Source organism: Paracidovorax wautersii (genome assembly GCF_031453675.1).
Taxonomy (GTDB): domain Bacteria; phylum Pseudomonadota; class Gammaproteobacteria; order Burkholderiales; family Burkholderiaceae_C; genus Paracidovorax.
Map to the genome: position 1 here is coordinate 1727098 of NZ_JAVIZX010000001.1, position 22519 is coordinate 1749616.

Sequence of the window (22519 nt, forward strand, 5' to 3'; positions counted from 1 at the left end):
GGAGCCCCTGCGACCCAAGGACCTTCGAGCATGCCGCAATCCCCCCTGCATTCCGTCCCCGCCTCTGGCGCCGATGTAGCGCCCCCCGCCGCGCCGCTGGTCGTCGTGATCACCGGCGCCTCCAGCGGCATCGGCCATGCCACCGCGCTGGCCTTTGCGCGCACCGGAGCGCAGCTGGTGCTGGCCTCCCGCAATGGCGACACCCTGGCCCCGGTGGCCCGCGCCTGCCGCGAAGCCGGCGCGCAGCAAGCCATCGCCGTGCCCACCGACGTCACGCAGGCCGGCGACGTGCAGGCCCTGGCCGACCGTGCCCTGCGCCAGTACGGCCGCATCGACGTGTGGGTCAACGGCGTGGGCGTGGGCGCGGTGGGCCGCTTCGACGAGGTGCCGCTCGACGCCCACCGCCGCGTGCTCGAAGCCAACCTGCTCGGCCACCTGCACGGCGCGCATGCGGCGCTGCGCCACTTCCGCCAGCGCGGGCGTGGTCTGCTGGTCAACCTGATTTCGCTGGGTGGCTGGGTGCCCGCGCCGTATGCGGCGGCGTACACGGCCAGCAAGTTCGGCCTGCGCGGCCTGTCGGAAAGCCTGCGCGCCGAGGTGTCCGATCTGCCCCAGGTGCATGTGTGCGACGTGGCGCCCACCTTCGTCGATTCGCCCGGCCTGTCGCACGGTGCCAACTACACCGGCCGGGCCCTGCGCCCGCCGCTGCCCATGGTGGACCCGCACCGCGTGGCCGATGCGGTGGTGGCCCTCACGCAGACGCCGCAGCCGCGCTCGGTGACGTGGATGGGCACGGGCGCGCTGGCGGGCCGGGTGGCGCATGCCGTCGCGCCGGACAGCGTGGGCCGCGCCATGCGCTGGCTGACGGAAACCGGCCTGCGCCACGCCAGCGCAGCGCCGCGATCGGAAGGCAATCTGTTCGCGCCCTCGCGCGGCACGGGCGTGGACGGCGGCCACCGGCAGCGCATGGCCGGGCAGGCCGGCCTGCTGGTGGTGCTGGGCGCCCTGGGCATCGCGTACGGCTGGCGCGCCGGGCGCAAGCCGCGCTGACACGGCGGCGGGGCCGTTCCCCGGGCGCTGTTGTGCCGAACGGAGCGCTGCAGCCGGGCGCCCGGCCTCCTCCTACAGGGTCAGCTTGCCGCGCTGCCTACGATGGACCAGCGCACCCGCCGTCCGCCGTGCTCCCTCGTGCCCGCTGGGGCTCCGCCAGTTTCCGGCCGGCAGGAGCGGGCCTCACCAGGAACCGCCATGACCACTGCTTCCGACTTCCCCTCCGACAATGGCACGGCCACCGCCGCTGCCGCCGCGCCGGCTTCTGGCGCGGGCGCCGCCTTCACGCTGTACGCCACGGGCGGCCGCGTGTATGCGAGCAATGTGCGCGAGAAACTCGTGGATCTGGGCCTGATGGAAGAGCAGCAGGGGCCGGGTGGCGGCACCTACCGCTACCGGCTCGACGGCGACGAAACCGTGGCCTCGGCCGGCTTTCCCACGGCGGAGGACGCGCTCGCCCACTTGGCACAGTCGATCACCTTCTTCTTCCTGGACGGGCAGTTCACCGCGCTGGCCGACCTGGGCGGCGTCTCGCGCCCCGACCTGCCGTCCGCCACGCAGATCCACGTCGTGCTCGACCGGCGCGGCCAGGCGAGCCCGGCCATCGAGGCCGATGTCTGACCGGCCTGCCTACCTGCCTACCTGCCTACCTGCCTACCTGTCTGCCTGTCTGCCTGTCTGCCTGTCTGCCTGGCACGCCGCCTCCGCGGAAGGCCGGTCCGCTGGTGCGCTCCGCGTTTGCTATGCATTGAATAGCTGCTTGCGCTTGTCCTGATTGGGCTAGAGGCCATTTTGGCTTCAAGTCGTGGCCGATGCCTCGGCCGGACGTTGCCCACCGTTCCACGGCTGCACCACAGCGTTGCACAGGCGGCGCTCTGGCGATGGCCGCTCCCGGCCCCATCTGCAGAAGACCGCTCGTTCTCCGGCCGGCTTTCCCATGGGGGGAAGCGGCCGGTGCTGCGCCCCGAAGGAGAATCCCCGCATGCCGCAACCATCCACCGCTTCGCCCATCCTGCAGACCCAGCCGCTCGGCGCGCTGTGGCCGACGATGGACCCGTTCCTCTTCTGCGCCCACCATGACGACGCCTACCCGCCCGGCAATGCCGACCTGGGCCCCGATGCGCCGCTGGCCGGCCGGCAGATCGGGCAGGACTTCTCGCGCCAGGACGGCTGGAGCATGTACCACGGCGACGTGGTGCCCGGCTTTCCCGGCCACCCGCACCGCGGCTTCGAGACCGTGACCATCGTGCGCAAGGGCCTCATCGACCACAGCGATTCGCTGGGCGCCACCGCGCGCTTCGGCCAGGGCGACGTGCAGTGGCTCACCGCCGGCGCGGGCGTGGTGCATTCCGAGATGTTCCCGCTGCTGGACAGCGCCGCACCCAACCCGCTGGAGCTGTTCCAGATCTGGCTGAACCTGCCGGCGCGCTCCAAGATGGTGGCGCCGCACTTCACCATGTTCTGGTCAGGCGACATTCCCCGCATCACCGCCCAGGACGGCGCCGGCCGCACCACCGAGGTGGCCGTGATCGCCGGCGCTGTGGACGGTGCCGCGCCGCTGGCCCCGCCGCCCGACTCCTGGGCGGCGCAGGCAGAGGCCGACGTGGCGATCTGGACCGTGCGCCTGGCCCCCGGCGCCCGCTGGACGCTGCCGGCCGCGGCGGGCGAGGGCACGCGCCGCATGCTGTACTACTTTGCAGGCAGCGGCGTCACCGTGGCCGGCCAGGCCGTGTCCCACGCCGCGCTGGAACTGCGCGCGGCAGATGCCGTGGAACTGCACAACGGCGGCGACGCCGTGGCGGAATTTTTGCTGCTGCAGGGCCGCCCCCTGGGCGAGCCGGTGGTGCAGTACGGCCCCTTCGTCATGAACAGCCAGCAGGAGATCATGCAGGCACTGCAGGACTACCGCCGCACGCAGTTCGGCGGCTGGCCCTGGGACGACCCGGCCCCCGTCCACGGGCGCGAGCCGCGCCGCTTCGCCCGACGGCCCGGCGCGGCGCAGGACGAGGTGCCGGCCGCCGTGGCCGATGGCGCCTGACGGCCTGTTCAATCGACGATGAAGAGCTTGGCACCCTGGGGCGAGCGCGAGCGGTGCGGCTCGGCGCCGTCGGCCACCTGGTAGCTCATCCCGGGCTTGAGCGTGAAGGTGCGGCCGTCTTCCAGCTCGGTTTCCATCTCGCCCTCCAGGCACAGCAGCACATGGCCCTTGCTGCACCAGTGGTCGGACACATAGCCCGGCGTGTACTCCACCATGCGCACGCGGATGCCGCCGAAGTTCTGGGTCTGCCAGAACGCCTGGCCGGCCTCGGCCGAATGCTCGGTGCGGGCCACGGTGGACCAGTCGGTCGTACCGAACGGAATGTTCTCCATCTTCATGTGCATTGCTCTTGGTGAGTGGCCCGCGGTGCGTGCGCTGCGCCGCACTGTACCGGCCAAGACCACAGGGCGCAGGCGGCTGCGGGCATGGTTGACAATGGCGCTCTGGCAGCGCTGCTGCGGCACCCGCGTGCGGTGCGCAGGCGATTGCGCGCGCCCCGTTCTTCCTTCGGAATCCTTCGCATGAACATCACCAAAGACACCGCCGTCACCCTGAACTACAAAATCACCGACCCCGCCACCGGCAAGCTGCTGGATTCGGGCGACGTGGCCTACCTGCACGGCGGCTACGACAACCTCTTCGCCAAGGTCGAGGCCGAGCTGGAGAACCGCGCACCCGGCTACACCACCACGGTGGACCTGGCCGTGGCCGATGCCTTCGGCGAGCGGGACGAAAGCCTGGTGCGCACCATTCCCAAGAGCGAGTTCCCGCCCGGCGTGAAGGTGGGGGGCCAGCTGCGCGGCGTGGGCAACGACGGCCAGCCGGCGCTGTTCAACGTGGTCAAGATCAAGGGTCCCCAGGTGCATCTGGACGGCAACCACCCGCTGGCCGGCCACGCACTGCGCTTTGCCTGCAAGGTGACCGAGGTGCGCGCCGCCACGCCGGAAGAGATCGCCCACCGCCACGTGCACGGCGGCCACGGCCACCACCATTGATCGGCACGCCGCCTGGCCACGGCGGCCCCGGGCGTGCCGTGCTTCAGAACTGCACGTCCACCACCACGTTGTCCTGGTACACGCCCGGCGGCGGCGGGGCCTGGTCGCCATACACCCGGGCCGTGTAGGGCAGCACGATGGGCGTGAGCCCATCCGTCAGGGCCGTGCCCGCCACGCGGGCACCGGCTGCCGTGCCCCACACGCTGCCGTCGCCGCGGAACAGGTCGTAGGCCAGCCGGCTGGCGCCATTGGCCATCTGCCGCCGCCCGCCCGCAGGGTAGGTGCCCGGGCCCAGGCCCACGGTGATCGACAGGCCGCGGGTGCAGGTCACGGCCACGCTGCCGGCCACGGCCGGAAAGGCTACTGGCAGCGGCGCGGCGCCGAACTGCACATCCGGCGCCGCAAACGTGCAATCGTTGGTCACCACCAGCTGCACGGTGAGCAGCTGGTTGGTGTTGCCATTGCGCGGCGTGCCCACGCAGAGGCCACCCACGCCGAGCAGCCCCTCGCAGAGGTTGGCGTAGGTCCAGTTCACGGTGATGGTGTCCGTGTAGGTGCCCGCGGGCACGTTGGGCCCCACCGTGGTCGTGATGCGCAGCGGCACCGAGGTGATGCTGTTGCTCAGCAGGGAGAGCACGTTGGAGCCGCTAGCGTTGATCACCAGCAGGCCCTGCGTGTAGGTCGCTCCGCCCAGGTTGGTGATCTGGTAGGGGATGGGCGGCTTGGTGCCGTCCTTGAGCGTGAGGCCGGTCGTGGGGCTCACGAAGCGGGCCTGCAGCGTCGGTGTGCCCAGCACCGACAGCACGAGGCCGCCGCAGCCGAACGTGAACTGCGCCGTGGTGCTGATGGCCGGCCCCCCGAGTACCCGCTGCGACGGCACACTGCCCAGGTTGCCGCCGGTCTGGCTGGGCACGCAGTCGGCGGCCGCAGGGCGGCAGGCGGCTGCCAGGACGGCTGCGCCGGCCCAGGCGAGCCGGCGCCACCAGCGACGGGTGTGCTTCATGGCCTGCCTTTCCGTGCCGCCCCCGCAGCGGGAGCGGGTTTGTCGCCCTCTGCGCGGCACACCACGCGCAGGTCGCCCCGTGCCGCGTGCTCGGCTTCGGTGAACGCCGCGCGGCAGGCGCTGCCGTCCGGCATGCGGGCCCGCAGCGTGTTGCGTGGCTGCAGCGCCGTCAGGTAGACCACGCCGTCCCAGCCCACCACCGTCGGCACCTGGCCCTGCTCATGCAGTACGGTGCTGCCCGGCGGCAGCGGGGCGCCCGCCGCGTTCACCAGCGTCAGGGTGGCCGTGTGCTGGCGCAGCACCGGCAGGTGCACCAGGGTGCCGCGGCCCTGCGCCACGGCCACGCGGCGCTCCAGCGCAGGCGTGTGCACGTCCACGGGCAGCGAGAGCGGATCGATCGCGTAGCGCGCCGGGTAGTAGGCCGGCACGTTGGGCACCAGCAGGTAGCCCCGGGCGTCCGTGGTGCCGGCGGGCTGGTGGTTGAAGGTCACCGGCACGCCGGGGGCCTCGGTGGACACCAGGGCGAAGCCGTCGGTCACCCGGTTGGCTGCGAAGGCGTAACCATCCATCATCCCGACGGAGCCCGAAGCCCCCGCCCAGTGCGTGGTGCCCGCCGAGGAGCCGAACAGCCCGCCCTGCACCAGGCCGTAGCGGCCCTGGTACTGCGCGCTGGCCAATCGGTAGTTCCGGCCCACGCTGCCGCCCGTGGAGCCGCTGCGCGTGTGCCCCAGGTGCCAGCCGACGCCGCCGTCGCTGCGCAGGCTGCGCTGCATGCCGACCTCGCCCTGCGCGGTGTCGCCCAGCCGCGCGATCCCCGCCTGCGCCGTGAGCAGCGGGTCAAGCAGGTAGGTGAGCTGCGCGCGTACCTGCATCTCGCCCGTTTCCACCGTGCGACCGGCCGTCAGCGAGAAGAACGCGTCGCGCCCCAGCGGCGTGCTGTAGCTGGCGTAGGCGACGCGGCTGCGCTGCGTGCCGGCGCCGCGCAGATCCACCCAGCCGGCCGCCAGCGAGCCCACGCCGCGCACCAGGCTGGCGTTGATCTGGCGCGTGCGCTGGTTGGGCTGCAGCGCGTCGGCGGCATGGTTGGCCGCATCGCCGAAGCCGGCGCCGCGCCGCGTCTCCAGCAGCGTGATGCCGCCGCGCGGCGTCAGGTACTGGTAGCCTGCGCTCCACTGCCAACCGCCGGGCCGGTCTGCGGCCAGGTCGTTGTGGCCGGTCGCCCGGCCGTGGGTCAGCGATGCATTGAAGACCCCCAGCGTGCCCCAGCGCATCAGCCCGCCCGCTCCCAGCACGGCCAACCCGCGGCCGGCCTGCGCCTGGGCCTCCACCGTCACGCTGTCGCTCAGGCCCCGCCGCGCCACGCCCGTGGCCAGCGGCGCGCCGTAGCCGAAGCTGCGCAGGCCGTAGCCACGCCGCAGTGCGCCGAGCGACAGCGCATAGTCCGTCCAGCCGGGGCGCAGCAGCTGGCTGCTCACGTAGAAGGGCACCGCAGTCACCACCTGCCGGCCCAGCGCATCCGTGGTGACCACCGAGGCCGTGCCGGCGCCGTTGACGGCCGGCAGGTCTCCGAGCGTGAACGGCCCGGGTTGCACCTGCTGGCGACCGGCGCGGAAGCCGTTGACGAACACCTCGACCGCCGACGGCACGGCCGCCTGGCCGGCGAACTGCGGCATCGGATAGGTCACGAGGTCGGGCCGCGCGGCGAAGTTGCGCGCCCACTGCACGCCGCCCAGCCGCACCGGGGTCGTCCAGGGCAGGGCGCCGGTGATGTGGTCGCCCACCGTCCAGCCCGTGGCGTCGGCGGTGTCCACGTCCGACCAGGCGGTGTCGTAGCGCAGATAGCCGTTGCCGCCACCATCGGCATGCCGCACGATGCCGGTGTGGGAGAGCACGCCGTGCTCGCCAAACCAGCGCTGCTCCGACCACAGCGTCGCCGCGTCACGGCCCTCGGTGCGCGTGGCGTACAGCTCGTAGTTCATGAGCAGCCCCGTGCCACCTGCAACGGCCTGCGCCTCCCGGCCTTCCAGGCCCAGGTCCACCGTCTGCGCCGGCAGCCATTCGGGCGGCACGTCGATGCGCAGGCGCTGCGCCAGGCTGTCGTAGGCGACGCGCACGCCCGGCAGGGCGTCCACGGCCACAAGGGCTTCGTCGGCCTGGTCGGTGCGCACGTTCAGGCGGCGCAGCGTGGCGGCGTCGATCTCGAAGTGCGGGCCGCGCTGGCGCACCTGCACCAGCTCGCCGGTGGGGCGGCCGTTCACGTCCACCTCCAGGAACAGCAGGGCCGGAGAAGCCGCTGCATCGGCGGCGGGTGGCGGTGGCGTCGTGCTGCCCAGGTCGCCCGCGCAGAGCGCCTGGGGCACCCAGGCGAGCAGGGCCAGCCACCGGCGTCGGCGGGCGCAGACGGCGGGACGGGGTGCGGGGTCATCGCGCGGCGGCACGGGGCTGCATCGGCGCCTCGCGCCCATTCACGGTGGCCTGCAGCGCAGGCTGGGGTGGCGGGGGCTGGTCGAGCGTCCAGCGGCGCTCGCTGTGCGGCAACACGTAGCCCAGCAGGCCGGGGGTGACGACGGCGTCCGCACCGTTGGCGGCACGCCAGCGCACGGCGGTCAGCCGCGCATGGCCGGGGCCGGTGTTGTGCACCACGAGCGCTTGCGAGCCCTGCGGGCCGCTCTCCACCGCCCAATGCAGCGCCGGCTCCAGGGTGCCGTTGCCGGCCAGGCGCTCCAGCAGGTCCGCATGCGTGGCCGGCATGCGCGGGCCCAGCGTGCCGGGGCCGTAGACGAACAGCGGAATGGCATAGCGGATCTGCAGTTTCACCCCCAACTGGGGCGCCGACGGGGCCGCCTGGGGTGCGTCGGCGGTGGCCTCCATGGCCGGCGTGGGCCCGGGCAGCTCGTCCAGCAGCACGCGGAACGCCTGCTCCTGCCCTGCCGGCACGGACTGCGTGGCGATCAGGCGCACCATCTGCCGCGCGCCCGGAGGGATCTGGCTGATGGGCGGGCTGGCGACCACGGCCTGTTGCGGCGTGAACTGGTCGTCGCCGTTCTCCTGCCGCCACGCGTACACGCGGGCCTGCAGCGCAACGGGCGTGGTGCCGCGGTTCTCGACCCACACGGCCACGGCCCGCTGCTCCCCGGCGATGACCGGGTCCACCGGCCAGATCATCAGAGGGGCCGCGGCGTGCGCGGCCGGGGCCCATGCGAAGAGCGCGAAGGCCAGAGCGGCGACAGCCCGGGCCAGGCCCCCGGAGGGGGTGCGGCCCAGGGACGGGTGGGCGGCGGCGTGGCGAGCGCTCACCATGAAAGGGTCACCTGCACCGTGTCGGAGTACGCCCCGGCAGGCAGACCGAAGCCGGGAAAGCTGACGGTGCCCTGCAGCGGCAGCGCAGCCGCCGTGGCTTCCAGCGCGAGGCCTGCGGGCACGTTCGGCAGCAATGCGGTGGCGGGTGTGGCGGCCAGCTGCAGGCTATAGGGGACGAACGCACCGGCATTGTTGGAGAGTCGCCGCTGCGGGCCCAGGGCGTGCTGTCCGGCGTCGGCCGTGACCTGGACAGTGGTGCCGGGCGTGCACTGGATGCGCGCCTGGCCGCCGCTGCCGGAGCCGGCCAGCCGCGTCTCCGTGCCCACGCGCACGGCGGAGTGGGTGCCGAAATCCAGGGTGCCGAAATCCAGTCCCGTGGTCTGCCCGCCGCCACCTGCGACGACGCAGCCGCGCACGATCGCGGCGTTCACGGCGAAGCTGCCCGTGGTGGGGATCGAGGCCGGCACGGCCGGTGCCCCCTGCAGCATCAGCAGAGGCAGGGCGAGCAGGGTCCGGGGCACCGGCGAAGCGGCGCCCCGCCCGGGCCGTGTCGCACGGCGGTGGGCGGTTCGCATGGCGGGTCTCCTGCCGGGGCGCCGGCGTGCGGCCTGCCCCGGGCGGTGGCAATCAGAAGGTGAGCGTGACCTGGAGCTGGTCCGTGTACGCGCCGGCCGGCAGCGCCACGGCGCTGGTCTTGTTCACCAGCCCATAGATCGGCAGCGCGAAGGGATTGCCCGCCGAAGGCACCGCAATGCCCGTGATTGCCGTGGAAGCGACGTAGGGAATGGTGTGGCCCGGATCGCGGTAGACGTCGTAGGGCAGGAAGGCCCCGCCATTGGACATGGCACGGCTTCCGGTGCCGATGCCGGCGCCCTGGCCGGCATGCGCCCCGCCGTCGATGGAAATGCTGAAGGCCGTGATCTCCGGCGAGCAGACGATCTGCGTGACGCCGGCGCCGCCCTCGCCACCGCTCGCCGTCACGCTGACGGGGCCGACGAAGGTGGCCGGTCGGGTGCCGAAGTCCAGCGTGCCGAAGTCGGCGCCGGCCACGGTGCCCGGGCCGCCGTTGATCACGCAGCCGGAGGTGAGCATCATGCGGGCCGCCAGTACGCCCGACAGCGTGGCGGCGCCCAGCGGAGCGGCCGCTGAAACTGTCAGCAGCGCGGCAAGGGCCAGTGCTGCGGGGCGGCCGCGCCGGAGCCTCTGGAGCCCGGGCGGTGCGACGTGGTGTCTCTCTTCCATCGTTTTCTCCTCTGGACGAAAAATCGATGCCGGATACACGCCGCGGGATGACCACCCCCCAGGCGCCCATCACGGGCTGGCGGATGCGCCCCTGTACGAAGGGCGCTGCCCCAGGAGTTGTCCTGGGCTTGCGGTCTGCGCCGCTTGGAAACCTGTCTGAGAGGATGTTACCTATTTTTGGAAAGTCGAAAAATAGGCGGAAAGCCCTGGTCCGTTGCCGGGAATGTCCTGCGTCCCTGCGCGTCCCGGGCCTACAAAGGGTCGTAGCGTCCTGTGCTGCGGAGGGGCGGAGTGGCCCCGCGTCAGCGTCAGCGCCGACGCAGCAACAGGGCCTGGCGCAGCATGCGCGCAGCGCGGTCGCGGATCTGGAAGGGGCTGTGGCCCGGCAGCGGGCGGAGCTTGGACATGGAGCACGCCGCCAGGAAGTCGTGCAGGATGGGCGTGTCGTCCAGCGTGGACGCGTCGGGCGTGCGGAATTCCGGGTGCCACTGGGTCGCCGCGATGTAGCCGCGGCCGCGCGCGGGCCGGCGGCGGATGGCCTCGGGCACGCCGTCCGGGTGGCTCCAGGCCTCGATCTCGAAGCCCGGCGCCAGGTTCTTGATGCCCTGGTGGTGGATGCTGTTGACCACCACCCGTTGCTGGTTCGGGTACATGCGCGCCAGCCGGGAGCCCGGCACCAGATCGATCTCGTGCACGTGCTGGTCGTAGGTGGCGGCATTGCGGTGCTGCATGGCGCCCGGGTGCTGCGTCTCGATGTCCTGGTAGAGCGTGCCGCCGAAGGCCACGTTGATCAGCTGGAGGCCCCGGCAGACACCGAAGATGGGTTTGCCGGCCTGCTCGAAAGCCTCCACCACCGCCAGGTCGTACAGGTCGCGCACGCGGTCGCCCAGCCATGCGTCCTTGAGCGGCACCTCGCCATAGCTGCCGGGCCACACGTCGGCGCCGCCGTGCATGACCACGCCGTCCAGCCACTCCGCGTAGTGGGCCAGTGTCACGTCGCCGCGCGCCGTCTCACCGGTGGGGCACGGCACCATCACCACCATGGCTCCGGCCGACATGATCCAGTGCGCAATCGACTGCTCCACGTACTGCAGCGTCTTGTTGGTGAACAGCGAGCGTGCCGGATCAGCGTGGGAGAAGCACGCGGACAGTCCGATCTTGAGTCGTTTGGAGGCGCTCATGGGGCAGGCTTCCGCAAGGCAGCTGCACCGGGGCCGGCAAGGGCGTGACGAGGGGGGATGCGCATCCCAAATTTGTAGCACCGGTGACCGGTGAGCAGGTGTAGGAGCCGGCCGCAGCCCGGTGGCAGGCGCATTCACCCGCCCGGTTGCCGCGTATCAAGCAGTGACGGCGCAGTCTGGGCATGATGGGATGGCCGATCCCGCTAGGTCATCCTGGCGGGCCGATCATCCACCACAGGAGAACACGATGCAGATTCAAGTGAACACCGACGACCACATCCAGGGCGGCGAATCGCTCAGCCGCTGGGTCCAGGAAGAGGCCGGCAACCGTCTGGCGCGCTTTCGCGAGCATGTGACGCGGGTGGAGGTCTTCCTGTCGGATGTGGATGCCGGCAAGTCCGGCGCAGCGGACAAGCGCTGCGTGATCGAGACGCGCGTCGCCGGCCGACAGCCCCTGGCCGTGAACGCCGAAGCCGACAAGGTGGCCGATGCCTTCCTGAGTGCGGTCGACAAGCTGGCCCGCGCGCTGGACACCGACCTGGGCCGCCTCAAGGACCGTCACGGCCGCGAAACCATCCGCACCGCCGAGGGCTGAGTCCGTAGCAGCGGAGGTGGACGCCCTCCGCCGCTGCTACCGCCGTGGCGGTATGCGCCGCTGCGGCGTGCTGGCCTGCGCCGCCACCATGTGCGCGCTGCGCTCGTGGGCGCCGCGCGCCAGGCCGTCGATGAGTGGGGCTTCCGGCAGGTTCTTCCAGTAGCGCGTGGGCATCTCGCGCCGCATCATGGCGAGCTTGAGGCGCGCCGGGTTGAAGGTGTGGGCGTAGTAGGTGAGCCACAGCGATTCGCCCGCGTCCGCCGCGGGCGCATCGGCCCGCGTGCCGCCCGGGCCTATTTCCAGCGCCTGGCCGTCCCAGCGCAGGCTGCAGTCGGGCGTAAGGATGGCCCAGCGCATCTGCGTGAACCGCTGCACGAAGAAGCGGGCGTTGGCCTCGGTGATGAAGTGGTCGGGCTCGAACCAGGCCAGGTGCCAGGGCTCAGCGCCGAGGTCGCCAGTCACGGGCCGGAAGCGCACGAAGGCGCGCATCTTGTGGATGTCGCGGCGCACGGCGGCGGCCATGCGCGCCAGCCGCACGCGGTCCGGGTCCAGCGCGTCGTGGCGCAGGCCGGGCTTGCGCTGCAGGCGCCACAGCAGCCGGTAGACCAGCGCGAACCGCTCCGGATGGCGGTGCAGGATGCAGGACTCGCACAGGGCCAGCAGTTCGCGTGGCACGTGCAGCGCCGTTGCCGTTTCCCCTTCGCTCTTTGGTAGCGGCAGGGCAGGGAGGCGCTCCTCTGCGCCGGCATTCGCGGCGGCAAACAGGCTGTCTTCCGCGTCCCCTTGCACGCGCCATTCCACTGCCTCGGGCGCCAGGCCGGCCTGCAGGCAGGCGCGGGCCGACTGGCGAAAGCCTGCCCAGTCGGCTGGGTGGGCGAGCGTGATGCCGTGCAGCGGGGCGCTCATGCGAACAACGCACCCTGCGCCGGCGGCGGAGCCAGCAGGGCGGTGAGGCGGGTGGGGTCGCGCAGGCGTTCTGCGGGCCGGTGGTCTGCCACGGTGACGAAGGGCAGCACCTTGGCCAGCGGCACATGCAGGCGCGCCAGGTCGGCGTGGCGCAGCGCGCGGGCGCGGCGGGCGGCCAGCAGCCGGTCCACCGTGCGCACGCCCAGGCCGGGCACGCGCAGCAGGCGTTCGCGCACGGCGGTGTTCAGGTCCACGGGGAAGTGCTCGGGGTGGCCGATCGCCCAGGCGAGCTTGGGGTCCATGTCCAGCGACAGCATGCCGCTCTGGCGTGGCGGCACGATCTCGTCGTGCCGGAAGCCGTAGAAGCGCATCAGCCAGTCGGCTTGGTAGAGGCGGTGTTCCCGCACCAGCGGCGGGGCCTGCAGCGGCAGCGCGCGCGATGCGTCGGGAATGGGGCTGAAGGCCGAGTAGTACACGCGCCGCAGCTGCAGGCCGGTGTACAGCTGCGCGCTGGCGGTGAGGATGGTGCGGTCGTCCGCGCCGTCCGCGCCCACGATCATCTGCGTGCTCTGCCCGCCGGGGGCGAAGACGGGCGCCGCCGCCCGCCGCGTGCGCCCTGGCAGCGAGACGACCTGGCCCGTGCGCTGCTGCTCGGCCCGCGCCTGGCGCGCGTCGGCGATGTGCGTGGCCACGCGCGCCATCGACCGGCGGATGGCGGGGCCGTTCTTCTCGGGCGCCAGCGCCTCCAGCCCCTGCGCCGTGGGCAGCTCGATGTTGATGCTCAGCCGGTCGGCATAGCGGCCGGCGCGCTGCAGCAGCTCGGGCGAGGCGTCGGGAATGGTCTTGAGGTGGATGTAGCCGCGGAAGTCGTGCTCCTCGCGCAGCACGCGGGCCACTTCCACCACGCGCTCCATGGTGTAGTCGGGGCTCTGGATGATGCCGCTGGAGAGGAACAGCCCCTCGATGCAGTTGCGGCGGTAGAAGTCGAGCGTGAGGTCCACCACTTCCTGCACCGCGAAGCGGGCCCGGGGCACGTTGCTGCTCACGCGGTTCACGCAGTACAGGCAGTCGTACTGGCAATAGTTGGTGAACAGGATCTTGAGCAGCGAGATGCAGCGCCCATCCGGCGCATAGCTGTGGCAGATGCCCATGCCTTCGGTGGAGCCGATGCCGCGCCCGCCCTGCGAGTGGCGCGCCGTCGTGCCGCTGGAGGCGCAGGACGCGTCGTACTTGGCTGCGTCGGCCAGGATGGCGAGCTTGGATTCGGTGTTCACTGTATGAATTTACAGTGATTTGCCGTCCATGGAAAGCCTGGGGCTTTCCAGCCACCACAGGCATCCCGCCGCCGTCAGCGTCGCTTTGCTATCTTATGAATAGCTGCTTGCGCTTGATCCATAAGCGCCGGAGGCCGATTTGACTCAAAAGTTGCAGCCACAGATCAGAACGAGCTGCCCGGCTGTTCCAGGAACGCACGTTCCTCCGCCGTCGAGGTGCGCCCCAGCACCGCGTTGCGGTGGGGAAAGCGGCCGAAGCGCTCCACGATCACGTGGTGGCGGTGAGCGAAGTCGAGGTTGTTGGCATTGCCTAACGCGGTGAAGAGCGCCACCGAAGCCTCCTGCACCCGCAGCGATTCGCTGTGCATGTACGGCATGTAGACGAAGGCGCGTTGCTGCGGCGCCAGGGCGGCGTCGTCCTGGCGCGCCACGCACTCCTGCGCCAGCACCAGGGCCATGCCGTCCTGCGCGAAGGCGCGGACGTCGTCGCGGAACAGGTTGCGGGAGAACTGGTCGAGCACCAGGATCTCGGCCAGCCGGCCGGCGGCGGTGCTGCGCCATGCCCACAGCTCGCCCCGGGCGGCGCTGGCATGCAACGCCGTGAAGCGATCGCGGATGGCCGCGTCGAACGCCGCGTCCTTTTGGAACCATTGCTGGGGCGTGCTCTGTTCGAACCAGAAGTGCAGAACGTCTTGTGGAGTCATGGCGACAGTATCGCGGCCCTGCGGCAGGGCATGGCAGGGCAGGGCGGGCCTGGCCCGGGCGCATCGCCTGCTCGCCCAAGGCCTATGGCCGGAAAACGAGATTGGTTATGCGTTTTTTATCGTTCTCTTAAGGGGGCGCGCTCCGCAGAATCCGCCGCTTCCCCTGGCGCATGCGGCGCGTTCGACACCGCCCCGCCGGGGACAGCGGAGCCCCCTTGCCACGATTGACCGAGAGCTTTGCCGACATGGCCCCCTTCGTGGCCCTGCGGCGCGACCTGCACGCCCACCCCGAACTGGGCTTTGAAGAACACCGCACCAGCGCCCTGGTGGCCGAGCGCCTGCGGGCGTGGGGCATCGCGGTGCACACGGGCATCGCCGGCACCGGGCTGGTGGGGGTGCTGCACGGCCGCCACGCAGGCCCCCGCACCATCGGCCTGCGCGCCGACATGGATGCGCTGCCGCTGGAGGAAGAGAACCACTTCGCCCACCGTTCGCAGCACGCGGGCCGCATGCACGCCTGCGGGCACGACGGCCACACCACCATGCTGCTGGCTGCGGCGTGGCACCTGGCGCGCACGCGGGACTTCGCCGGCACCGTGCATTTCATCTTCCAACCGGCCGAGGAGATGGGCAAGGCGGGCGCGCGCAAGATGATCGACGAGGGCCTGTTCGATCGCTTTCCGTGCGACGCCGTCTTCGGCCTGCACAACTTCGCGCTCGAGCACGTGGGCGCGTTCGCGCTCAACCACGGGGCGCTCATGGCGTCCAGCAACACCTTCCGCATCACGCTCACCGGGCGCGGCACGCATGCTTCGCTGCCGCACACGGGCATCGACCCGGTGGCGGCCACCATCGACCTGGCGCAGCAGCTGCAGACCATCGTGGCGCGGCATGTGGATTCGCGCGAGCGGGCGCTGCTGGCCGTCACGCAGATCCAGGGCTCCGACGCGCCCAACGTGATCCCCGACACCGCCTGGGTGGGCGGCACGGTGCGCACCTTTTCCGTCACCGCGCTCGACGCCATCGAAGCCGCCCTGCGCACGATGGCCGAGCACACGGCGCGGGCCCATGGCTGCACGGCCGACATCCAGTTCCGCCGCGCCTCGCCGCCCGTGGTCAACCACCCGGCCGAGGCCCGCTTCGCCGCCGAGGTGATGCGCGAGATCGCGGGCGACGACCGCGTGGACGAGCAGTTCCCGGCCGTGCTCAGCGCCGAGGACTTCGCCCACATGCTGCAGGTGCGGCCCGGCTGCTATGCCTTCATCGGCAACGGCCCGGGCGACCACCGCCTGCCCGGCCACGGCAGCGGCCCCTGCCTGATCCACAACCGGTCGTACGACTTCAACGACGACATCCTCGCCACCGGCGCCAGCTACTTCGTGCGGCTGGCCGAGCGGTGGCTCCACCCCGACAGGACCTGACCCCATGGCTTTCTCCGCATCCTCCTTCGCCCCGTCCCGCCGCGCCGTGCTGGCCGCCACCCTGCTGCTGGGCCTGGCCGGCGCCGCGCAGGCCGAGCGCGTGATCCGCATCGTCGTGCCCTTCGGCCCGGGCGCCACGCAGGACACCGTCGCCCGCACCTTCAGCAACGAACTGGGCCAGGCCCTGGGCGCCACCGTGGTGGTGGACAACCGCGCGGGCGCCGGCGGCACGCTGGGCACGGCGCAGGTCGCCAAGTCCGCGCCGGACGGCAACACGCTGGTGCTGGCCGCCGCCAGCCACCACCTGGCCAGCCACCTGTACGCCAAGCTGCCGTACGACCCGGTGAAGGACTTCGTCGGCGTCTCGTTCCTGGGCCGCTCGGGCTACGTGGTGGGCGTGCCCGCCGCGTCCGGCATCACCTCGGTGGCGGACCTGATCGCCAAGGCCAAGGCGCAGCCCGGCGCGTTCAACTACGCCTCGGCGGGCAATGGCAGCGCATCGCACCTGGCCACTGCGTCGCTGGCCGCACAGGCCGGCATCCAGCTGCAGCACATTCCGTTCAAGTCGACCGGCGACGCCACCACCGAGCTGCTGGCCGGCCGCGTGCAGGTGGTGACGGGCGCCACCATCGGCATGATCCCGTTCCGCAGCGACCCGCGCGTGAAGCTGCTGGCGTACTCCGGCACGGCGCGCTCGCGCTTCCTGCCCGAGCTGCCCACGGTGGCCGAGTCCGGTCTGCCCGGCTATGCCTTCGACACCTGGCTGGGCCTGCTCGCCCCAGCCGCCACGCCGCCGGCCGAGGTGGAGCGCATCAACGCCGCCGTGCGCAAGGTGCTGGCCGACCCGGTGGTGCAGGAGCGCCTGGCACGCGTGGGCGTCGAGGCCGGCACGCTGCCCGCGGCCGAGTTCCAGGCGCTGCTGCGCGCCGACGATGTGGCGGCCGGCCAGCTGGTGAAAGCGGCCGGGGTGCGTATCGATTGATCGAAAGCTATTGTTTTTGTAGCTATGTGCGCTTAATGGATAAGCGCTAGAGGCCGAAAAGGCTTTAAATCTCAGGTGCTTGCCTGCGGCGGCGCTGGCAGCACGGCGGGCAGCCGCACGGTGGCGCAGAGCCCGCCGCCGGCCCGGTTGTGCAGCGCCAGGGTGCCGCCCTGCGTCTGCGCGCACTCCAGGGCGATCGATAGGCCCAGGCCGACCCCGCCGCGGCCCGGGCCGCGCGCGCCGTCCAGCTGGTGGAAGGGCTCCAGCACCTGCTCCAGCTGCGCCGGCTCGATGCCCGGACCTGTGTCGAGCACGCGGATCTCCAGCGCGTGCGGCGCGGCGCCGGTGCCGGCGTCGCCGTACGCCTGCGCTTCCAGCACCACGGCCGTGCCGGCGTGGCGCAGGGCGTTCTCCACCAGATTGGCCATCGCGCGCCGCAGGGCCAGCGGCCGGCAGCGCCACACCAGCGGGGACGGGCAGGCGCCCACCGACACGGCCTGCCCGCGCTGCTGGTAGCGCTGCGCCAGCGTGTGCAGCAGGGCCGCGATGTCGGTGGCGGCGGCCGGCTCGGCCTGCGCATCGGCGCGGGTGAAGTCCAGCGTGGTGGCTACCAGCGCCTCCAGCTCGGCCACGCTCTCCAGCAGGCCGGTGCGCAGGGCGGGGTCGTCCACCAGTTGGGCCTGCAGGCGCAGCTCGGTGACGGGCGTGCGCAGGTCGTGGCTGACGGCGGCCAGCAGGCGCGTGCGGGCGTCGCGGTGCCGGGCGATGCGCTGCTGCATGGCGTTGAACTGGCGCGTGAGTTCGCGTGCCTCGCGCGGGCCGCGCAAGGGCAGCGCGGGCTGGGGCCGGCCATAGTCCACGCGCGCGGCCGCGGCGATCAAGTCGCGCAGCGGGCGCACCAGCCGCCAGGCCAGCCACAGCGCGGCCACCAGCACCGGCAGGATGCTGGCCGGCAGCATGTAGCGCAGGGTGGGCGACCAGTCGTAGCGCCCCTGCAGCCGCAGATCGGCATTGACCCAGCGGCCGGTACCGGCCGCACCGCTGGCGCCGGACAGCGCCACGCTGGCGCGCAGGTGCAGCGGCTCCCAGGCGGCCAGGCTCAGCAGCCCGGCGCGGGCGTCCTCGCCGGACGCTCGTTCCAGCTGCATCCACACGCCGGCCCCGTCCGGCAGCGCCAGGCGGGTGCGCAGGTCGGCGGCCAGGCGGCGTTCCTCGGGCTGCATGGCGAAGGGCGCGACGGCGGGCGTGGCTGCCAGCCACAGGTGGGCGGCCTGCGACGCCTGGCGGGCCAGCAGGCCCGTGCGGCGGTCGGCGTCCGCACCGCCGTCGCCCGCCAGCGCGTGGGCCGTGGCCAGCGTGGCCAGGGCCTGTTCGCGCGAGATGGGGTGGATCAGCGCGCCGGTGCGCTGCAGCAGCGCCATCGCGATGCCGTGCGACGCGATGAGGGCCACCACCAGCAGCAGCCCGTACTGCCAGGCGAGGCCCAGGCCTCGGCCGGCCGGGGCAGATGTATGGGACGTGGCGACAGCGCCGGGCGCGGGCGGCATCGGCTCAGGTCTCCGCGGCGTCCGCGGGCACCACGCGGGCCACCAGCGAATAGCCACCCCCGCGCACGGTGCGCAGCAGCGGCGCCTCGGCCGCGGCATCGTGCAGCTGGGCACGCAGCCGGCTGATCTGCCGGTCGATGGTGCGGTCATAGGCGGCGTCGCCCTCGCGGCCCTGGGTGCGCGTCAGGTCGAGCAACTGATCGCGGCTCAGCACGCTGTTGGCGTGGTGCAGCAGCACTTCGAGCAGGCGGGCCTGCGCATCGCCCAGCCGCTGCACGGGGCCGGCCGGCGGGCGCAGGCAGGCCCGCGCGGCATCGAAGTGCCAGCCGGCGAAGGCGAAGCAGCGCGTGGGTGCGGGCGGGGCCGGCGCGGTGCGCGCGGCGGGCGCCGGGCTCCGCCGGCGCACCACGGCGCGGATGCGGGCCAGCAGCTCACGCGGATCGAACGGCTTGACGATGTAGTCGTCCGCGCCCCGCTCCAGGCCGTGCACGCGGTCCTCCACGCCCGAGCGCGCCGTCAGCAGCAGCACCGGAACGCCCTGCGCGGCCTGGATGCGGTGGCAGAGCTGGCTGCCGTCGCCGTCGGGCAGCATCACGTCCAGCACCACGGCGTCGTAGCGGTGCAGGTCCAGCAGGCTGAGCAGCGTGCGCGCGTCCCCGGCCGTGTCCACCGCCAGCCCCTCGCGGCGCAGGAAGGCGGCCAGCGGCTCACGGATGCGGGGGTGGTCGTCCACCACCAGCACGCGCAGGCGGGCGGGCGTGGCTGCAGGGTGGGGCGGTGGGGCGGCGGCTGTCACAAGCGGTCCAAAAACGCGGGTTGTTGATGATGATGATTCTCATTTTCCAACAATGAGAGAGGGATTCCATGCGCAAGGTTTCAACCAGGCGTCCGGTGGCGTGGGCGGTGTCGATGGCGCTGGCGGGCTGGGCCCAGGCCCAGACGGCGCCGGCACCCGCGGCCGATGAGCGCGGCATGGCCACGCTGGGCGGTGTGGTGGTGACGGCCACCGGCTTCGAGCAGCAGATCGAGCAGGCGCCGGCTTCCATCAGCGTCATCCAGGGCGAGGCGCTGCGCCAGCGCTCCTTCCGCGACCTGACCGATGCCCTGCGCGATGTGGAAGGCGTGGTGGTCAACGGCAACAGCAACGAGACCGACATCTCCATCCGCGGCATGCCGGCCGACTACACGCTGATCCTGGTGGACGGCAAGCGCCAGGGCCTGCGCGATGCCCGCGTCAACGGCAACCGCGGCTACGAGCAGAGCTTCGTTCCGCCGGCCGAGGCCATCGAGCGCATCGAAGTCGTGCGCGGGCCGATGTCGTCGCTGTACGGTTCGGACGCGATTGGCGGCGTGATCAACATCATCACGCGCAAGGTGCCCCCGACCTGGGGCGGCTCGGTGGGGCTGGACTACACGGCCCAGCAGCACGGCCGCTACGGCAACGCCACGCAGGGCCAGTTCTACCTGGCCGGACCGGTGAAGAGCGAGGTGCTGGGTCTGCAGCTGTGGGGCCGCCAGCTGAACCGGCAGGCGGACGACGACGTGCAGACCACGGAAGGGTTCACCCGCGCGCGCCACCGCGACCTGACGGCGCGCCTGGCGATCACGCCGTCGGCGCAGCAGGACATCCTGCTGGAGGGGGGCGTGACGCGCCTGGACAACGGCGACGGCCCCAGCGCCAACTGGGCCACGCGCGAGCAGGAGAACGACCGCGACCACGCCTCCGTCACCCACAAGGGCCGCTGGGGCTGGGCCTCGTCCGAGGTGTCGCTGGCGTGGGAGCGGGGCTCCCGGTGGGGCCTGAGCGACGGCAGCTCGGCCACCCAGGACGCGTTCGCCCAGCGCAAGCCCGAGGTGCGCAACACCGTGTTCGACGCCAAGCTGGTGGCGCCGGTGGGGGCGGCCCACATCGTCACGGGCGGCGTGCAGTGGAACGACAGCGAGATCGAGGACTGGAACGAGGGCCTGGGCGACCGCGTGCGGCGCACCTTCGGCGTGGTGCAGAAGGCGGTCTTCGTGGAAGACGAGTGGTCGCTGACCGACGCGCTGCGCCTGACGGGCGGCCTGCGCGTGGACCACCATGCGCAGTACGGCACGCACACCAGCCCGCGCCTGTATGCCAACTGGCAGGCCACCGACCAGTGGACGCTGAAGGGCGGCGTGTCGCGCGGCTTCAAGGCGCCCGAGATCCGCGCCGTGGTGCCGGGCTATGCCTATCTGCGCCGCAACCGCTTCGTGATGCTGGGCAACCCCGATCTGCAGCCCGAGACCAGCACCAACTACGAGTTCGGCGCGCTGTGGTCCAACCGCAGCGATCTGTCGGCGGGCGCCACGGTGTTCTACAACGACTTCAAGAACAAGCTCTCCACCGTCACCACCGACCAGCGCTGGAACGGCTTCATCCGCATGGACCGCGTGAACATCGACACCGCGCGCATCGCCGGCCTGGAGCTGCACGGCACCTGGCAGGCCACGCGGGCGCTGGCGCTCAAGGCCAACTACACCTACCTCGACTCCGAGCAAAAGAGCGGCGCCAACCGCGGCGCGCCGCTGAGCCTGACACCCGAGCACACCGCCAATTTGCGCGCCGACTGGAAGGCCACGCCGCGCCTGAGCTTCTGGGGCGCGGCCAACTACTACGGCAAGGAGTACAGCGCCACCCTCGGCACCGGTGCCGTGCCGGCCCACACCATGGTGGACCTGGGCGCGAGCTACCAGTGGAGCCCGGCCGTCACGGTCAACGCCGCGCTCTACAACCTGGGGGACAAGCAGCTGGACGCGGCCACCTATGACAAGACCAGCTACGGCCGGCGCGCGTGGGTGGGGGTGCGGGCATCGTTCTGACGCCTTCCCAAAGGCCGGTCACCGCGGACGGGCCGCAGCGGTGGAGCCGGATCAGGGATGCCGGCCGTCCTCCAGCACGAATCGCACGGGAATGCGGACGGCCTTGATGATGGGCTGACCGTCCTGCCCCACCGGCGCCGGAAAGCGCTTCTTGTTCACGAAGTCCAGCGCGGCTTGGTCCAGAATCCCGTGCCCCGAACTCTGCGCCACGCTGGCGGACATGGCGTTGCCGTCGGGGCCGATGAGGGCATACACGGTCACCGATCCCTGCAGCCCTTCGGCACGGGCCTGCGCCGGATACTGCAGCACGGCGGGCGGGGCGGGGGTCTCGAAAGGCTCACGCAGCAGGCCCGCCGCATCGCTGCTCCGCGGCTGCTGCGCCGCGGGCTGTGGCGGGCGGTCGCCTGTCCCGGAGACTCGGGCCGTCAGAATGGCGATGGCCGTCAGGGCACTCAGCAGACCGGCCAAGGGGACGGCGCGGGTGCGCAGGAAGCTGACATCCAGCGTCCACTGGCCCTGCTGCGGGGCCTGCGGCAGGGCGGTCGAACGGGGGCCGATGAGCTTTCGCCAGCGTGGAATCTGCTGGTGCAGCTGCTGCCAGCGCCCGATGTGGGAGGTGCAGGTGATCACCCCGAGCAAATGCGGGTACAGGCGTTCCAGGCGCTCCAGCAGGTCGGAGAACTGCAGAAGCTGGCGGGTGTCCGGCGCACCGGGTTGCCGCAGCAGGCGAATGAGTTCCTGCTGCGCCGCCCGGGCCTTCCAGGGCTGCGCCTCCAGTGTCTCCAGTTCCTCGATGGCCTGGTCGATCACGGCGGCTGCATGGCCCAGCCCGTCCAAGGCCGCGCGCTGGTCTCTCCACCCGAACACATCGATCGCCGCCTTGAAAAGATGTTCATGGCCGGGCTGCCAGCCGTTGGCGAGCACCGCCGTCACGCCGCTTTCGAAGAGCAGCCGCGCCTCCAGGTTCCGCAGTGCTTCATGCGCCAGTGCGGTGCGAAGCCGCTCGCGGGCCTCCGCCTCGCTGGTGAACCCGGCAGCTCCGGCCAGGACATCGTCCAAGACGGCCTGGGCGAGTGCTGTGGACCGCTGCATGGCATCGGTCGCGGCGCTTTCGGGCGACAGGGCTTGTGGCGGGGCGGTGCGCCAGGCCGCGTCGGCATGCGTCCCCAGCTCCGGCGCCGGGGGCACGAGCCCGTTCGCGTCGGTGGCGGAAACCGTGGATGCCTGTGCCCGCTGCAGCGCCCATTCGTAGGCCTGGCGCAGTTCCTGGAATTTCTCCGGTTCCCGCGCCGGGTCCAGCGCCTTCAGTTTCCGGGCGTAGGCGCGGCGCAGTGTCCTTTCATCGGCGTCCGGTTCCACCTCCAGGGTGGCATACGCCTGCACGCCTGCGTTTTCAAGCATGGTGGCGCGCCCTTCGCATCCACTGGCGGCGGGCTG

General features: G+C 72.0%; 21 protein-coding genes. 8 read left to right on the forward strand and 13 right to left on the reverse strand.

Annotated elements, in window-relative coordinates:
• The first annotated feature begins 30 nt into the window (after positions 1–30).
• From QE399_RS07870 to QE399_RS07880, 3 genes are all read left to right on the forward strand, one after another.
• A complete protein-coding gene (locus QE399_RS07870) occupies positions 31–1050 on the forward strand; it encodes an SDR family oxidoreductase (RefSeq protein WP_309827771.1) in 1020 nt (339 codons plus the stop codon).
• Positions 1051–1248: 198 nt separating this feature from the next.
• Positions 1249–1671 carry a hypothetical protein gene (locus QE399_RS07875; protein ID WP_309827773.1) on the forward strand — a complete coding sequence of 141 codons (423 nt, stop codon included), beginning with the start codon at positions 1249–1251 and terminating at the stop codon, positions 1669–1671.
• 361 nt (positions 1672–2032) lie between these two features.
• Positions 2033–3088, forward strand: a complete 1056-nt coding sequence (locus tag QE399_RS07880; protein WP_309827775.1) for a pirin family protein — start codon at positions 2033–2035, stop codon at positions 3086–3088.
• A gap of 8 nt (positions 3089–3096) precedes the next feature.
• Here QE399_RS07880 and QE399_RS07885 read toward each other — a convergent pair whose 3' ends face one another.
• Positions 3097–3426 carry a DHCW motif cupin fold protein gene (locus tag QE399_RS07885; RefSeq protein WP_309827777.1) on the reverse strand — a complete coding sequence of 110 codons (330 nt, stop codon included), beginning with the start codon at positions 3424–3426 and terminating at the stop codon, positions 3097–3099.
• Positions 3427–3609: 183 nt separating this feature from the next.
• Here QE399_RS07885 and QE399_RS07890 point away from each other — a divergent pair, with 183 nt between their 5' ends.
• The gene (locus QE399_RS07890; protein ID WP_309827778.1) at positions 3610–4083 is read left to right on the forward strand and encodes an FKBP-type peptidyl-prolyl cis-trans isomerase; all 474 of its coding nucleotides are present in this window, start codon (positions 3610–3612) and stop codon (positions 4081–4083) included.
• Between the two features lie 43 nt (positions 4084–4126).
• Here the strand turns inward: QE399_RS07890 and QE399_RS07895 are convergent, their stop codons facing one another.
• The 6 genes from QE399_RS07895 to QE399_RS07920 all read right to left on the reverse strand — a co-directional run bounded on the left by QE399_RS07895 (position 4127) and on the right by QE399_RS07920 (position 10809).
• Positions 4127–5086 (reverse strand): Csu type fimbrial protein, encoded by a 960-nt coding sequence (locus QE399_RS07895; protein ID WP_309827780.1) that lies wholly within the window; start codon positions 5084–5086, stop codon positions 4127–4129.
• Positions 5083–7524 (reverse strand): fimbria/pilus outer membrane usher protein, encoded by a 2442-nt coding sequence (locus tag QE399_RS07900; RefSeq protein ID WP_309827782.1) that lies wholly within the window; start codon positions 7522–7524, stop codon positions 5083–5085. The genes QE399_RS07895 and QE399_RS07900 overlap by 4 nt, the downstream gene beginning before the upstream one ends.
• A complete protein-coding gene (locus QE399_RS07905) occupies positions 7508–8386 on the reverse strand; it encodes a fimbrial biogenesis chaperone (protein ID WP_309827784.1) in 879 nt (292 codons plus the stop codon). Before QE399_RS07905 ends, QE399_RS07900 begins: the two co-directional genes overlap by 17 nt.
• The gene (locus QE399_RS07910; RefSeq protein ID WP_309827785.1) at positions 8380–8961 is read right to left on the reverse strand and encodes a spore coat protein U domain-containing protein; all 582 of its coding nucleotides are present in this window, start codon (positions 8959–8961) and stop codon (positions 8380–8382) included. The genes QE399_RS07905 and QE399_RS07910 overlap by 7 nt, the downstream gene beginning before the upstream one ends.
• A 52-nt stretch (positions 8962–9013) precedes the next feature.
• Positions 9014–9628 carry a Csu type fimbrial protein gene (locus QE399_RS07915; RefSeq protein ID WP_309827787.1) on the reverse strand — a complete coding sequence of 205 codons (615 nt, stop codon included), beginning with the start codon at positions 9626–9628 and terminating at the stop codon, positions 9014–9016.
• Positions 9629–9936: 308 nt separating this feature from the next.
• On the reverse strand, positions 9937–10809 hold the full coding sequence (locus QE399_RS07920; protein WP_309827789.1) for a gamma-glutamyl-gamma-aminobutyrate hydrolase family protein: 873 nt from the start codon (positions 10807–10809) through the stop codon (positions 9937–9939).
• A 247-nt stretch (positions 10810–11056) separates the two neighbouring features.
• Between QE399_RS07920 and QE399_RS07925 the strand changes: the two genes are divergently transcribed.
• Entirely contained in the window at positions 11057–11404 is a 348-nt protein-coding gene (locus QE399_RS07925; RefSeq protein ID WP_309827790.1) for an HPF/RaiA family ribosome-associated protein, read from the forward strand.
• A 36-nt stretch (positions 11405–11440) separates the two neighbouring features.
• Here QE399_RS07925 and QE399_RS07930 read toward each other — a convergent pair whose 3' ends face one another.
• The 3 genes from QE399_RS07930 to QE399_RS07940 form a co-directional block, all read right to left on the reverse strand.
• Positions 11441–12310 carry a TIGR03915 family putative DNA repair protein gene (locus tag QE399_RS07930; protein WP_309827792.1) on the reverse strand — a complete coding sequence of 290 codons (870 nt, stop codon included), beginning with the start codon at positions 12308–12310 and terminating at the stop codon, positions 11441–11443.
• Positions 12307–13584 (reverse strand): putative DNA modification/repair radical SAM protein, encoded by a 1278-nt coding sequence (locus QE399_RS07935; protein WP_309827794.1) that lies wholly within the window; start codon positions 13582–13584, stop codon positions 12307–12309. The genes QE399_RS07930 and QE399_RS07935 overlap by 4 nt, the downstream gene beginning before the upstream one ends.
• Before the next feature lie 164 nt (positions 13585–13748).
• A complete protein-coding gene (locus QE399_RS07940; RefSeq protein WP_309827796.1) occupies positions 13749–14288 on the reverse strand; it encodes a DUF924 family protein in 540 nt (179 codons plus the stop codon).
• 245 nt (positions 14289–14533) lie between these two features.
• Between QE399_RS07940 and QE399_RS07945 the strand changes: the two genes are divergently transcribed.
• Entirely contained in the window at positions 14534–15709 is a 1176-nt protein-coding gene (locus tag QE399_RS07945) for a M20 aminoacylase family protein (RefSeq protein ID WP_309831968.1), read from the forward strand.
• A 4-nt stretch (positions 15710–15713) separates the two neighbouring features.
• A complete protein-coding gene (locus tag QE399_RS07950; protein WP_309827798.1) occupies positions 15714–16691 on the forward strand; it encodes a tripartite tricarboxylate transporter substrate binding protein in 978 nt (325 codons plus the stop codon).
• Positions 16692–16762: 71 nt separating this feature from the next.
• Here QE399_RS07950 and QE399_RS07955 read toward each other — a convergent pair whose 3' ends face one another.
• On the reverse strand, positions 16763–18238 hold the full coding sequence (locus tag QE399_RS07955) for an ATP-binding protein (protein ID WP_309827800.1): 1476 nt from the start codon (positions 18236–18238) through the stop codon (positions 16763–16765).
• A 4-nt stretch (positions 18239–18242) separates the two neighbouring features.
• Complete coding sequence (locus tag QE399_RS07960) at positions 18243–19034, reverse strand: response regulator transcription factor (RefSeq protein WP_309827802.1); 792 nt, start codon at positions 19032–19034, stop codon at positions 18243–18245.
• Between the two features lie 68 nt (positions 19035–19102).
• On the opposite strand from QE399_RS07960, the gene QE399_RS07965 reads away from it, so the two are divergent.
• The gene (locus QE399_RS07965) at positions 19103–21082 is read left to right on the forward strand and encodes a TonB-dependent receptor domain-containing protein (RefSeq protein WP_309827803.1); all 1980 of its coding nucleotides are present in this window, start codon (positions 19103–19105) and stop codon (positions 21080–21082) included.
• Between the two features lie 51 nt (positions 21083–21133).
• On the opposite strand, the gene QE399_RS07970 is transcribed toward QE399_RS07965, so the two are convergent.
• Entirely contained in the window at positions 21134–22483 is a 1350-nt protein-coding gene (locus QE399_RS07970) for a TonB family protein (protein ID WP_309827805.1), read from the reverse strand.
• Positions 22484–22519 lie beyond the last annotated feature (36 nt).